This is a genomic window from Mycolicibacterium septicum DSM 44393 (assembly GCF_000455325.1).
Lineage (GTDB): Bacteria > Actinomycetota > Actinomycetes > Mycobacteriales > Mycobacteriaceae > Mycobacterium > Mycobacterium septicum.
The window spans coordinates 1,534,457-1,545,635 of record NZ_HG322951.1; the positions used below are offsets into that span (position 1 = coordinate 1,534,457).

The 11,179-nt window shown below is 66.4% G+C and carries 18 protein-coding genes; 12 read left to right on the plus strand and 6 right to left on the minus strand.

What is annotated here, in order from left to right; genetic code table 11:
• Positions 1–9 precede the first annotated feature (9 nt).
• The 4 genes from TX88_RS07140 to TX88_RS07155 are packed head-to-tail and all read left to right on the plus strand — an operon-like array spanning position 10 to position 1,861.
• Positions 10–393 (plus strand): hypothetical protein, encoded by a 384-nt coding sequence (locus TX88_RS07140; RefSeq protein ID WP_044515693.1) that lies wholly within the window; start codon positions 10–12, stop codon positions 391–393.
• Positions 383–868: a transport-regulating membrane protein Mce1N gene (locus TX88_RS07145; RefSeq protein ID WP_044515695.1), complete on the plus strand. Its 486-nt coding sequence runs from the start codon at positions 383–385 to the stop codon at positions 866–868. The genes TX88_RS07140 and TX88_RS07145 overlap by 11 nt, the downstream gene beginning before the upstream one ends.
• Positions 865–1,092: a hypothetical protein gene (locus tag TX88_RS07150; RefSeq protein WP_044515696.1), complete on the plus strand. Its 228-nt coding sequence runs from the start codon at positions 865–867 to the stop codon at positions 1,090–1,092. The genes TX88_RS07145 and TX88_RS07150 overlap by 4 nt, the downstream gene beginning before the upstream one ends.
• 4 nt (positions 1,093–1,096) lie before the next feature.
• On the plus strand, positions 1,097–1,861 hold the full coding sequence (locus TX88_RS07155) for an APH(3'') family aminoglycoside O-phosphotransferase (RefSeq protein ID WP_044515698.1): 765 nt from the start codon (positions 1,097–1,099) through the stop codon (positions 1,859–1,861).
• A 16-nt stretch (positions 1,862–1,877) separates the two neighbouring features.
• Here TX88_RS07155 and TX88_RS07160 read toward each other — a convergent pair whose 3' ends face one another.
• Positions 1,878–2,726: an alpha/beta hydrolase gene (locus TX88_RS07160; RefSeq protein ID WP_044515700.1), complete on the minus strand. Its 849-nt coding sequence runs from the start codon at positions 2,724–2,726 to the stop codon at positions 1,878–1,880.
• A 143-nt stretch (positions 2,727–2,869) separates the two neighbouring features.
• Between TX88_RS07160 and TX88_RS07165 the strand changes: the two genes are divergently transcribed.
• The 4 genes from TX88_RS07165 (at position 2,870) to TX88_RS07180 (ending at position 5,133) form a co-directional block, all read left to right on the plus strand.
• A complete protein-coding gene (locus TX88_RS07165) occupies positions 2,870–3,739 on the plus strand; it encodes an oxygenase MpaB family protein (RefSeq protein WP_044515702.1) in 870 nt (289 codons plus the stop codon).
• The gene (locus tag TX88_RS07170) at positions 3,726–4,340 is read left to right on the plus strand and encodes a TetR/AcrR family transcriptional regulator (RefSeq protein ID WP_044515703.1); all 615 of its coding nucleotides are present in this window, start codon (positions 3,726–3,728) and stop codon (positions 4,338–4,340) included. The genes TX88_RS07165 and TX88_RS07170 overlap by 14 nt, the downstream gene beginning before the upstream one ends.
• Before the next feature lie 61 nt (positions 4,341–4,401).
• Complete coding sequence (locus TX88_RS07175) at positions 4,402–4,596, plus strand: hypothetical protein (protein WP_044515705.1); 195 nt, start codon at positions 4,402–4,404, stop codon at positions 4,594–4,596.
• A 93-nt stretch (positions 4,597–4,689) separates the two neighbouring features.
• Entirely contained in the window at positions 4,690–5,133 is a 444-nt protein-coding gene (locus tag TX88_RS07180) for a pyridoxamine 5'-phosphate oxidase family protein (protein WP_044519167.1), read from the plus strand.
• Positions 5,134–5,343: 210 nt separating this feature from the next.
• Here TX88_RS07180 and TX88_RS35535 read toward each other — a convergent pair whose 3' ends face one another.
• Complete coding sequence (locus TX88_RS35535; protein ID WP_268952469.1) at positions 5,344–5,478, minus strand: hypothetical protein; 135 nt, start codon at positions 5,476–5,478, stop codon at positions 5,344–5,346.
• Positions 5,479–5,863: 385 nt separating this feature from the next.
• Here TX88_RS35535 and TX88_RS07185 point away from each other — a divergent pair, with 385 nt between their 5' ends.
• Entirely contained in the window at positions 5,864–6,940 is a 1,077-nt protein-coding gene (locus tag TX88_RS07185) for a hypothetical protein (RefSeq protein WP_162563098.1), read from the plus strand.
• A 63-nt stretch (positions 6,941–7,003) separates the two neighbouring features.
• Here the strand turns inward: TX88_RS07185 and mddA are convergent, their stop codons facing one another.
• Together mddA and TX88_RS07195 are read right to left on the minus strand one after the other, a co-directional pair.
• Positions 7,004–7,774, minus strand: coding sequence for a methanethiol S-methyltransferase (gene mddA, locus TX88_RS07190; RefSeq protein ID WP_044515708.1), 771 nt, complete (start codon positions 7,772–7,774; stop codon positions 7,004–7,006).
• Positions 7,775–7,890: 116 nt separating this feature from the next.
• Entirely contained in the window at positions 7,891–8,172 is a 282-nt protein-coding gene (locus TX88_RS07195) for a WhiB family transcriptional regulator (protein ID WP_084621828.1), read from the minus strand.
• Between the two features lie 257 nt (positions 8,173–8,429).
• On the opposite strand from TX88_RS07195, the gene TX88_RS34185 reads away from it, so the two are divergent.
• Entirely contained in the window at positions 8,430–8,573 is a 144-nt protein-coding gene (locus tag TX88_RS34185; RefSeq protein WP_162563099.1) for a hypothetical protein, read from the plus strand.
• Here the strand turns inward: TX88_RS34185 and TX88_RS07200 are convergent.
• Entirely contained in the window at positions 8,560–8,940 is a 381-nt protein-coding gene (locus TX88_RS07200) for a nitroreductase family deazaflavin-dependent oxidoreductase (RefSeq protein WP_044515712.1), read from the minus strand. The genes TX88_RS34185 and TX88_RS07200 overlap by 14 nt on opposite strands.
• A 37-nt stretch (positions 8,941–8,977) precedes the next feature.
• Positions 8,978–9,379, minus strand: coding sequence for a nitroreductase family deazaflavin-dependent oxidoreductase (locus TX88_RS07205; RefSeq protein ID WP_044515713.1), 402 nt, complete (start codon positions 9,377–9,379; stop codon positions 8,978–8,980).
• 45 nt (positions 9,380–9,424) lie between these two features.
• On the opposite strand from TX88_RS07205, the gene TX88_RS07210 reads away from it, so the two are divergent.
• Together TX88_RS07210 and hemL are read left to right on the plus strand one after the other, a co-directional pair.
• Complete coding sequence (locus tag TX88_RS07210) at positions 9,425–9,811, plus strand: nitroreductase/quinone reductase family protein (RefSeq protein ID WP_044515715.1); 387 nt, start codon at positions 9,425–9,427, stop codon at positions 9,809–9,811.
• 57 nt (positions 9,812–9,868) lie between these two features.
• The gene (hemL, locus tag TX88_RS07215; protein WP_044519168.1) at positions 9,869–11,179 is read left to right on the plus strand and encodes a glutamate-1-semialdehyde 2,1-aminomutase; all 1,311 of its coding nucleotides are present in this window, start codon (positions 9,869–9,871) and stop codon (positions 11,177–11,179) included.

An 11,179-nucleotide genomic window follows, 5' to 3' on the forward strand; every position in this document is an offset into this window, starting at 1 on the left:
TTGCCGACAATGCCTTCATCATCAGCGTCGCGCCGCGCGACCATCTCGTTCAGTTGCTGGCTGGTCGGCGCCGTGTTGTTGATCGTCGGCGGCCTGATCGCAGCCTCGGCGTCCTGGCCCAGCGCCGAGAGCACACTGTTCCGCAGCGTGGGCGTGCTCACGGCCCTGGCCGGCGCCGGGATGGCGTTCCTGGCCGGCCGCAGTCGCACCGGCGATGCCCGGTACCGCCGGGCGGCGATCGCGCTGTCCATGGCGATCGTTGTGGTGATCGCGTTGATCGCGGCGTTCAGCCTGGCCCCGGTCCACATCCTGACGCTGCTCGCGCTACTCCTGCTGATCGCGGGTACCGGCCTCAGTGCACTGCCGGGACGGAGGGTCGACGATGGAGAGTGAACCGGTGAACAAGGTGGCCTCCGAGGTGCTGTTCTACGAGCAGGGCGCCAGCTGGGCCTGGCTCCTGTTGGGGCCGTTCGCCGGCGTCGGCATGGCGATTCTGCAGATGACCGGCGGGTACGGGTACGACCTCTGGATTCCGATCCTGTTCCTGGTATTGGTGTCGGGGTTCGTGGCCATCCAGATCAAGGCCGCGCGCATCCACACCTCGGTCGAGTTGACCGCCGAGACCCTGCGGCAGGGCGCCGAGATCCTGAAGATCGACGAGATCGTGCTGATCTACCCCGAGGCCTCGGGTTCGGAGTCGCCGAAGTGGGAGTCCGCCCGCGCCCTCGGTGAACTGTCCGGGATACCGCGGGGCCGTCACGGTATCGGGCTCAAGCTCACCGGCGCCCGTACGGCGCAGGCCTGGGCGCGCAAGCACCGGAAGCTGCGGGAAGCGCTGACGCCGCTGGTCGAGGAGCGCACCCCGTGAAACGCCGAGCCGTCCTGGAGCTCGTGGTGGCCGTCGTCGCGGCGGTGGGCTGTGTACTGAGCTGGATCGCCGCGGCAACGACGATCGAAGTGGCGCCCGTGCTCGACGGTGAGCCGCCCACCACCGCGATCAGCTACTCGGCGCCGCTGCTGGTGCTGGCACTGGTGCTCGCGGGTCTGGCCGGCGTGCTGGCCGTGCTGGGCGTCGCCCGGCTGCGCCACTGATCCCGTGACCCACTGGCATCCCGTCACGCGCGGTGAATCCGGCGCCGGGGTGTTCCGTAGCGCGGACGGTTCCCGGTACGCCAAGGTGGTCGGGCCTGCGGCCGCGGCCGATCTGGCTGCCGAGCGCGACCGGGTGTCCTGGGCCCACGATCGCGGCGTGCCGGCACCCGCCGTGATCGACTGGGGCGCCACCGAGGACGACGGCGCGTTCCTGGTCACCAGTGCCGTCGGCGGCGTCGCGGCCGATCAGCTCGCAGAAGCAGACCTGCGGACGGCGTGGCCCTCGGTCGTGCGGGCGATCCGCGACCTGCACGGCATCCCGATCGACGACTGTCCCTACCGGCGCGACCTCGACGGCATGCTGTCCCGCGCCCGGTCGGTCGTCGCCGCGGGCGCGGTGAACCCCGAGTTTCTGCCGGACGAGGACAAGGACATCCCGCCCGCCGAGCTGCTGATGCGCGTCGAACGCGAGACCGATCTGCGTCGCCGCCAGGAGGCCGCCGACCGGGTGGTCTGTCACGGCGACCTGTGCCTGCCCAACATCCTGATCGACCCCGACCGGCTCGCCGTCGAGGGCTTCATCGACCTGGGCCGTCTGGGTGTCGCGGACCGGCACGCCGACCTCGCGTTGGTGCTGGCCAACACCGCCGACACCTTTCCCGGCTTCGCCGCGGACGCATCGGCAGGTCTGGCCGCGGGCTATCCGGCGGCGATAGATGAGGACCGGCTGCGGTTCTACCTCGCATTGGATCCGCTGACCTGGGGGTGAGAGCCCAAGGCGCGGTTCAGGAATCGAGCCAGGCCAGCTCGTCGGACAGGTGCGCGCGCCAGAAGTCCTGATCGTGGCCGCCGGGGTAGAAACCGACGGCCGGGGTCTTGGGCAGTTGGTTGACGAACATTCGGGTCGCGGCGTAAAACCCGTCCCCCGTGCCGCAGTCGATGCGTAGCGGGATCGACCCCAGTGCCGGTAGCAGTCTCAGCGCTGAGTTCTGCTGCCAGTCTTCGAGGCTGTCGAAAGCGTCGGGCGGCGCGCCCCAGTACGTGAGGTAGAGCGCCGGGCTGATCGCGCAGACCGCCGCGGTGCGCGCGGCGCCCAGTCTGGCACCCAACAGCATGGCGCCGTAGCCGCCCATCGACCAGCCCATGAAGGCCACTCGCGAGGTGTCGATGCCCTTGGTGGCCAACATCGGGATCAGTTCGTTGAGCACCATCGCCCCGGAGTCTCCACCAGAGGCCCGACGGCGCCAGAACGAGTTGCCGCCATCCACACTGACGACTGCGAACGGCGGCCGGCCTGCCGCGGTCAGCCCAGCCAGCGCTTCCGGGATGCCCAGGCTCATCACGCCGGCGGCGTCGTTGTCCATCCCGTGCAGGGCGATCACCGGACGTAGCGGGCCGTGCTGGCCCGGTGGGCGGGCGATGATCCAATTGGTTTCGACGCCGCCGCGGGCCGCGGAGATGAACGAACCCGAATCGCGGGTCGGTGCCGGGTCGCCCGCGGAGGCCGGTTGGTTGGGGCTGGCAGACGCGCGGGGCAGCGGCGGATCGAGCAGGCTGCCCAATGCCATCAGTCCCGCGGCACCCGCGCCGGTGACACCTAGACGCAGCGCATCGCGGCGGGTCAGCGAGTTCACCTGCGCATCATTCCAACCCCGAGTGCGTCATGGGTGTCGGCGCGCGACACGGTCCGGCAACAGCCCGATAACGCCCTCACCGCGTCGGTGACCCTGGTCACACCCATCTTGGTACAAAGTGCGAAATCTGTAACACTGTGTCCATGACGGAATTGGCCGAACAGCCGCAGCAGACCGACGCCCTGCCCCTGGGGCCGCAATCGCTGGTCTGGAAGTACTTCGGCGACAACCGGATGTACCTGATCGGGCCGCGGCCCGCCGTCCTCCAGAACATGCTGGCCGAGTTGGGCCAGGGCGTGCTGGACCATTCGACGTTCTTCTCCGACACCGCCGAGCGGCTCAGGCGCACCATCCCGCCGATCTACCGGACCGTCTACGGCACCGAGGACGAGAACGCCGGAACCCAGGTGCGCGACTTCCACCACCACGTCAAGGGCGATATGCCCGGCCCCGACGGAGAAGTGGTCGGGCGCTATCACGCGCTGGATCCCGACACCTACTTCTGGGCGCACGCGACGTTCGTCGAGCAGGTCTTCTACTTCGCCGACACCTTCGTCAAACGACTCACCGACGCCGAGAAGGAACAGATCTACCTGGAGTCCAAGACCTGGTACCGGCGCTACGGGGTCAGCGATCGGCCGATGCCCGCCACCTACGCCGAGTTCGAGCAGTACTGGGACCGGATGATGAACGAGGTGGCTGTCCCGCACAAGTCCGCCCGCTACGGCGTCGGCTACGTCACCAAGGGTTTCCCGTGCCCCAAGGCAGTGCACCCCGCTGTGTGGCGCGTGGTCGCCACGGTGTTCAACCCGGCCGCGGCCTTCCTGACCGCAGGCGGTCTGCCGCCGCGCGCCCGCGACCTGCTCGACCTGCCGTGGAGTGAACGCCAGGAACGCAACTACCAGCGGTTCGCGGCGTTCTGGAGGTCCCGCCCGGTGAACTGGGTGTGGGATCATCTACCGATGAGCGTGCGCTACAACAAATTTGCGCAAAAGGGCTATGCCCAGGCCTGATTCGCCGCCCGCGGCGGTGGCTGATTCGGTGACGGGGATCCTGGACGCGGCCCTCGTCGAGTTCGAGCGGCACGGCCTGCGCCGGGTCGCCCTCGATGACGTCGCGCGCCGGGCCGGGGTCAGTCGCACCACGATCTACCGCAGGTTCGCCAACCGCGACGAGCTGGTCGCGGCGGTGATCGAGCGGGAGAACGTCGCGTTGTTCTCCGACATCGCCAACGAGCTGAAAAACGCAGGGCCACAATCGAACTACTACGTCGAGGCGTTCACGCTGTCGATCCTGAAGTTCCGTCGCCACCACGTGCTCAATCAGATGATCGCCGATGAACCGGCACTGGTGATGGAGATGCTGCACACCCACTACGGCGCGGCGATCGAGCGGATGGCCGCGGCGCTCAAGGTGATCTTCCCGGCCGGGTTCGCCGAGCGGATCGGTGAGCAGGCGGTCAACGACCTCGCGGACACCATCCTGCGTTATGCGGGGATGGTGCTGTTGATGCCCAGTGTCGAACCCCTCGACACCCCCGAGGATCTCCGGGCCTTCGCCACCCGGCATTTCCTGCCCAGCCTGCCTGCCTCGCTTCGTACCGTCTCCGCCTGATCCGCTCGGGCACCCGCCGGCCGAAGTGTTTGGTGGCTCACACTTTCGGGCAGCCACAAGTATGAGCACCGAGAATCCGCCGCCCGTCAGCGAAGAGAACCGCAGAGAAGCCAAGCGCGTCCTGAAGTCCTATGACGACACCCGCCCTACCGTCACCCTGCCAGGCAGTCATGGCACGGTATCGGGCACCGCCGTCAACGACTGGCTCGACGAGGACGGCAACCCCAAGTACGGTGACGCGGACCCGGAGCAGTAACCGCGAACCTGCGCCGTCGCAGGTCATCCCTTGCCTACTGTGGCTGATGTGACCGCTACCCCGCTGGACCGGATTGCCCCTGCCTTCGTGACCATGGCCCACGAGATCGTGTGGGCTTCAGTGGCCACCGTCGACGCCGACGGTCAGCCCCGCAGTCGCATCCTGCACCCGATCTGGGAGTGGGACGGTACCGATCTGTTCGGCTGGGTCGCCACCGTTCCCACCGCGGTCAAGCGCGCACACCTTGCGGTGCATCCGTACGTCTCGGTCAGTTACTGGACCACCAACCACGACACCTGCGCCGCGGACTGCCTGGTGGAGTGGTACACCGACGACGAGACCTGCACGCAGGTCTGGGACCGCTTCACCAAGGGGCCCGCCACGGTGGGCTATGACCCGTACATCATCCCGCAATGGAGTGGCGGTCCGACCTCGGATCAATTCGCGGCGCTGAGGCTGACCCCCTACCGGCTGCGGGTGATGCCGGGCACGGTCATGACAGCGGGATCCGGTGAAGTGTTGAACTGGCGGACCTGAGGGCCCGCCAGTTCCTGTCGCTTATCGGTAATTGTCATGTTCCGGCCGGCCATTATTCTGCGCAATTAATCCACAACGATCGCCAAAGTAAAAGCGCGAATCGCGTGTAGTTCTAATCGGCACAAAATAGTGAGTTGAATTCGCCGCTAATTCGCATCTCCGGGTACGGCGTGATGAACGATTGAACCGATAAACCTGAAGCTCAGACTGCTAAGCGCGGTCCGGACGCTTCCTCCTGGGAATGGTCTCCCCGGCCTCGGCGGCCTTGGTGCGTTTTGCCGCCCGTCGCTCTTTGATGGTCATCGACGGTTTTTTGGGCAGTCGACCCTGGGATTTATCAGCCATCGTTGCTCCTTTTTATTCGCAAACAATCACTGGGCCCGACCATACATCAGAAAAAAATAAAAGCCAGTCGGCAATTTTTTGGTCGTGCGCGGGCCGCGAACGTCTGCTGCCGGGTGCGGTGCCGCGCAGCGCCGGGATTCGATTTGTGAATGCTACTAGCAAGTATGCGCGAGCAGTATTTACGCTACGGTAAGTAGCTATATTGAAAAAATCCCAGCTAGATCGCAGTCATTCCCATTGCTAAAAGTTGCTCGCGCAAATGAGGAATGCCCTACTTTGGAAGAAAGTGAAACACGTTACAGCTGCGTCGGTACGTTCTCTCGACGTTGGCTGCGTGCGGTGCATCGAGCCCGTCCGGAATGCCAACTCGGATGAAAGGGATCACATGCACGCAGGTGTTCGGCCCTATCTCAGTGCCGGAATCGCCCTCGTCGGAGCCGGCGTCATCGCCACGGCCCCGGTCAACCCGCCACCGCAAATCCATTCCGGCGGTGTACAACTCGCAGCCGCGGTGGAGAACCCGGCCGAGGTGTTCGCCCCGGTTTTCGAGTTCTCGCAGGAAGTCATCGCCGGACTCATCGCCGCTGAACTCAGTGACCCGGCCCCGATTCTCAATCAGCTTCTGATGAACCAGATCGCCACGGTCAACGTGGCCGGAGGGATCGTGGTCGACGGCATCAAGGCCGCCGTGGACGTCGTCACCGGGCTTCCCGCCGGTCTTTCGGCGGCGGCCGACGCGATCGCGCACGGTGACCCCTCGCAGGCATCCATCGAGATCCTCAATGCGGTCGGAACGCCGATCATCCAGTACGTGATTCAGTCGGTCCCGTCGGTGGAGTACCTGCTGCAACGCCCGCTGGCCGTCGCCCAGGCGTTGGTCCCCGTGGTGGTGGAGAGTGCGATCTCGATACCGATCTACCTCGGCATCAGCTATGTGAAGCCGCTCATCGACCAGGCGGTTTTCTCGATCGGTGAGGTCCTGGATGCCGCGGCCACGCTTGACCCGGGCGCGACCATCAACGCGTTCCAGCACGGGGTGAAAGACGTCGCCATGCGCACGATCGATCTGGCCAACGCCACTGCGGCGGTTGTCCACGACACCCGGCAGGCGGTCAAGACCGCGCTCCAGGCCCAGCCCGTGACACCGAATCTGGCGCTGGAGCGTGCCGTTGAATCCCGGGTGGCGGCGACGGTCGACTCCCCGGCGTCGACCACGCATGCCCGGCCGAACCTGCGCTCGATCTTCGGCAAGGGCAACAAGGTTCGGCCAGGGCAGACCGTGGCGAGCCCTGCTGGTGCGGAGACCGACGGCGCCGATGCGTCGGCGTCGGCCAAGACTGAATCACCGGCGGCAGCATCGGTGAAATCCTTTGTGAAGAAGGTGAAGTCGGGGCTGAACAAACCAGCAACGGCTTCCGGGGGCAACGAGTCCTCGGGGAGTGCAGGTGGCGGCGAAGAGTAGCGGTATGCCGGGTGTGGTTCGGCGGAGCCGCTCACCACACCCGGCTTCTCAAGAGTTGTCCCGCTACGCCGCCCGGTGCCTGACCTTCGGGGCGGGGGTGTCGTGCCCGAGGTGCAGACCGGGGGCTAGCATCCCGACGCGGTGCCGGTAGTCGCGGTACTGATCGCCCATCATCTCGATCATGTCGCGTTCTTCTAGTTGGATCGCCACCAGGATGTAGGCGGTGCTGACACCCGCGAACAGCAGATGGCCCGCGGTCATCGTCGGGGTGGCCCAGAACGCCACGATGAAGCCGGCCATGATCGGGTGCCGGATCACCCGGTAGAACATCACGGTGCGGAAGCCCAGCTCGCTGTACGGCCGGCCGCGCCAATTCAGCCACACCTGCCGCAACCCGAACAGGTCGAAGTGGTTGATCATGAACGTCGAGGCGAGCACCGTGGCCCAGCCGGCCCAGAACAAGGCCCACAGAATCACCCGTCCCGCAGCGGATTCCACGTTCCACACCACCGCGGGCATGGTGCGCCACTGCCAGTACAGCAGGAACAGCGCCAGGCTCGCCAAGAGCACATAGGTGCTTCGCTCGATCACCTGCGGGACGATCCGCGTCCACAAGCGTTTGAACCAGATCCGGGCCATCACGCTGTGCTGAATGGCGAACACCGACAGCAGCAGCACGTTGACGAGCACCGCCTCGGACGTCGGTGCGGCGATACCGGAATCGACCGTGCGCGGCACCGCGAAATTGCCGACGAAGGCGATCGCGTAGAGGAAGGCAACGAGGAACGCCAGATAGCTCACGATCCCGTAACCGATGATGAACAGGCGCTTCATGGTGACCTCCTGCCACCGTCGGGACAGATGCCGCGCCCTGCTGCTGACCGCAGTAGTGACTTATCTACGGTAGACCTTGAATTCCCAGGTGAACAAGGGTTTGTCAGTTTGCTGAATCAACCGGTCGCGGATCGTTTCGGATCCATCAGGCCGTGCCGGTCCGCCTCCGACAATCCGCCCCAGACGCCGAACGGTTCGGCGATCGTGAGCGCATACGTTCGGCATTGCGCCAGCACCGGGCAGTCCCGGCACAGCGCCTTGGCCCGCTGTTCGCGATTCGATCGAGCGCGCCCGCGTTCTCCTTCGGGGGAGAAGAACACCGAAGCGTCCATGCCTCGACACCTCGCGTGCAGTTGCCAGTGCCGTCTGTCCGCGTCGTCATGTGCCATGCATGTCATCCCAGCGGCTCGCGCGCCCGCCGGCCCGATCGTTCACGACTTCTATACGGGTGCAACGGGATTCTGCACAGTCTCTTGACGGGCACGATCACAGGGCCTGTAAGGATTCGATCCTCGGCCGTCAAGAAACCGTTGAGATCGACGCCGGGTGCCGGGGACCGGCGTAGACCGGCAGGTATGCGAGACGAAACACCGAATGAACTTCCCGCCACCGCCGTGGCACTGATTCCGCCCGGGCGTCCGAGGCGGAACCCGCGATGAGTGAGATGCTCCAGATCATGGCGCTGATGGCGGCGCCGGCCGCGATATTGCTGGGCCTACGCCGGGTGGTGATCTGTCAGAACCGGCGACTGGACTCGCAGGCGTCCCCGGTCCCGCTGGTGTCCGCTAGACCTTTTTGAGCAGCACGGCCTGTTCGAAGGGCAGTCGCGCGAACGGGCGACGCATCGCGCCGGTCACATGCTCGGCCGCTTCGGCCTTGGACACCACCCGCGGCCCACTGACCTCGATGGTCTTACCGTGGCGGCGGATCCGCGCGTGACCCGCTGAGGTGATGTTCTTCAGCCAGTCCCGATCCGGACCGTAAGTCAGCATGATGGCCACGCCGTTGTCGGTGCTGAAGACGCTCAACGGCGTCCGGTAGGTCTTGCCGGATTTCCGGCCGACGTGTTCCAGGATGCCGAACGTCGGTGCCCAGCCCGCCCACATGCGCTGGATGGGGTTGGTCACATGGCGGTTGAACCGGGCCAGCGATTGCGGTAGCTGCATAGCCCCATTCAATCGCGGCCGTGACGGCGGTCACAACCTACTGTGGTCGGATTTCGTCCGAACGCCTGAGCAACAGCGTGTGCTCGACACCCGCGCGCGCCATCAGTTGGCGCCACGGCGCCCTCAGATGTGGCAGCGCCTCGGTTGTGGGCACGATTCTGGGCTGATCGACGGCGAAGGTGCGCCCTTCGAACTTCACCCGGCCGCCGCCCGCGCGCTGTAGGTTTTTCACCCAATCCCGTTGTCGTCCATAGGGCAGAAGCACCGCCACTCCTTCTTCGGTGCTGAACACCGTCACCGGTGTGCGGTAGATGGTGCCGCTGCGTCGCCCGGTGTGCTCGATGATCGACCAGATCGGCAGGTAGCCCGACACAGGCCGGAAGATCCGGTTGGTGACGCGTCGGTTGAACCGAGCACGTCGGTCTGAGAATCGCACCATCGTTTCATCTTGCCGCGCCGGGTCGAATGAGCCGAGACTGAAGCCATGGCCTACCTCAAGCCCCCTTGGTTTGTTCGCGCAGTGTTCAACCGGATCGCGATGGCCACCGGCATCGGCCATAGCGAGACCCTGACCATCACTACCCGCGTCAGCAAACAGGCGCAGCAGATCCCCGTCGTGGTTCCTGTGGTCGAAGGCGTCCGGTATCTGGTCTCCACCCGTGGTGAGTCGGAATGGGTGCGCAACATCCGGGCCAATCCGCGCGTCACGCTGGGCAAGTCCAGCTACCTCGCCGCCGAGGTTCCGGTGGAGCAGCGGGCGCCCATCATCGCGGCCTACCGGCCGCTGGCAGGCAAGGTGGTGGAGGGTTACTTCCGCGACCTGCCCGACGACGCGGATCACCCCGTGTTCGCGCTGACGCCGGCTGGGTGACCGCGACCACTACACCCTGTAGTTGACGCGCTTGCGCCGACTGGGACACTGGTGGCCATGCGTGTTGATCAACCGCAGACTCAGCGATCGGCCCAGCTGTTCGCCGATGCCTGCGCAGTTATCCCCGGTGGAGTGAACTCCCCGGTGCGAGCCTTCAGCTCGGTCGGCGGCACCCCCAGGTTCATCACCTCGGCCAAGGGCTACTGGCTGACCGATGCGGATGACAACCGCTACGTCGACCTGGTCTGCTCGTGGGGCCCGATGCTGCTCGGCCACGCGCACCCCGCGGTCGTGGAGGCCGTGCAGAAGGCGGTGGTCGACGGACTGAGCTTCGGTGCCCCGACCCCATCGGAGACCGAACTGGCCGCCGAGATCATCGACCGGGTCGCCCCCGTCGAGCGGCTGCGGCTGGTCAACTCGGGCACCGAGGCCACCATGAGCGCGATCCGGCTGGCCCGCGGCTACACCGGTCGCGCCAAGATCATCAAGTTCTCCGGCTGCTATCACGGCCACAGTGACGCGCTGCTGGCCGACGCCGGCTCGGGTGTGGCCACCCTGGGTCTGCCGTCCTCGCCCGGTGTCACCGGCGCGGCGGCGGCCGACACCATCGTGCTGCCGTACAACAACATCGCCGCGGTGGAAGAGATCTTCGGCCGGTTCGGCGACGAGATCGCCTGCATCATCAGCGAGGCCAGCCCGGGCAACATGGGCACGGTCGCCCCGCTGCCCGGTTTCAACGCGGCGTTGCGCCGGATCACCGCGGCCCACGGCGCGCTGCTGATCCTCGACGAGGTCATGACGGGCTTCCGGGTGAGCCGGGCCGGCTGGTACGGGCTCGATCCCGTCGCCGCCGACCTGTTCACCTTCGGAAAGGTGATGAGCGGCGGCCTGCCGGCCGCGGCCTTCGGCGGCAGTGCCGAGGTGATGGGGCGGTTGGCCCCGCTGGGGCCGGTCTATCAGGCCGGGACCCTCTCCGGTAACCCGGTGGCGATGGCCGCCGGGCTGGCCACGTTGCGCAACGCCGACGACGCCGCCTACGCCCGGCTGGATGCCAATGCCGACCGGCTGGCAGGCCTGCTCACCGGTGCGCTCACCGACGCCGGCGTGGCCCACCGCGTGCAGCGCGCCGGCAACATGCTCAGCGTGTTCTTCACCGACGAGCAGGTCGACGACTTCGCGGCGGCCAAGGCCACCGAAACCTGGCGCTTCCCGCCGTTCTTCCACGCGCTGCTCGAGGCCGGGGTCTACCCGCCGTGCAGCGCCTTCGAAACCTGGTTCGTCTCAGCGGCTTTGGATGACGAGGCGTTCTCCCGCATCGCCGACGCGCTGCCCGGCGCGGCCCGTGCCGCCGCGGAGGCCAAGCAGTGA

What these genes read in the sequence shown, in the direction of transcription:
- TX88_RS07200 (WP_044515712.1), bottom strand. Translation starts at nt 8,940, where the DNA reads ATGCAGCTACCGCAATCGCTGGCCCGGTTCAACCGCCATGTGACCAAC.
- TX88_RS34185 (WP_162563099.1), top strand. Translation starts at nt 8,430, where the DNA reads ATGAGTGAGATGCTCCAGATCATGGCGCTGATGGCGGCGCCGGCCGCG.
- TX88_RS07185 (WP_162563098.1), top strand. Translation starts at nt 5,864, where the DNA reads ATGCACGCAGGTGTTCGGCCCTATCTCAGTGCCGGAATCGCCCTCGTC.
- hemL (WP_044519168.1), top strand. Translation starts at nt 9,869, where the DNA reads ATGCGTGTTGATCAACCGCAGACTCAGCGATCGGCCCAGCTGTTCGCC.
- TX88_RS07195 (WP_084621828.1), bottom strand. Translation starts at nt 8,172, where the DNA reads ATGACATGCATGGCACATGACGACGCGGACAGACGGCACTGGCAACTG.
- TX88_RS07205 (WP_044515713.1), bottom strand. Translation starts at nt 9,379, where the DNA reads ATGGTGCGATTCTCAGACCGACGTGCTCGGTTCAACCGACGCGTCACC.
- TX88_RS07165 (WP_044515702.1), top strand. Translation starts at nt 2,870, where the DNA reads ATGACGGAATTGGCCGAACAGCCGCAGCAGACCGACGCCCTGCCCCTG.
- TX88_RS07180 (WP_044519167.1), top strand. Translation starts at nt 4,690, where the DNA reads ATGGCCCACGAGATCGTGTGGGCTTCAGTGGCCACCGTCGACGCCGAC.
- TX88_RS35535 (WP_268952469.1), bottom strand. Translation starts at nt 5,478, where the DNA reads ATGGCTGATAAATCCCAGGGTCGACTGCCCAAAAAACCGTCGATGACC.
- TX88_RS07145 (WP_044515695.1), top strand. Translation starts at nt 383, where the DNA reads ATGGAGAGTGAACCGGTGAACAAGGTGGCCTCCGAGGTGCTGTTCTAC.
- mddA (WP_044515708.1), bottom strand. Translation starts at nt 7,774, where the DNA reads ATGAAGCGCCTGTTCATCATCGGTTACGGGATCGTGAGCTATCTGGCG.
- TX88_RS07175 (WP_044515705.1), top strand. Translation starts at nt 4,402, where the DNA reads ATGAGCACCGAGAATCCGCCGCCCGTCAGCGAAGAGAACCGCAGAGAA.
- TX88_RS07210 (WP_044515715.1), top strand. Translation starts at nt 9,425, where the DNA reads ATGGCCTACCTCAAGCCCCCTTGGTTTGTTCGCGCAGTGTTCAACCGG.
- TX88_RS07170 (WP_044515703.1), top strand. Translation starts at nt 3,726, where the DNA reads ATGCCCAGGCCTGATTCGCCGCCCGCGGCGGTGGCTGATTCGGTGACG.
- TX88_RS07140 (WP_044515693.1), top strand. Translation starts at nt 10, where the DNA reads ATGCCTTCATCATCAGCGTCGCGCCGCGCGACCATCTCGTTCAGTTGC.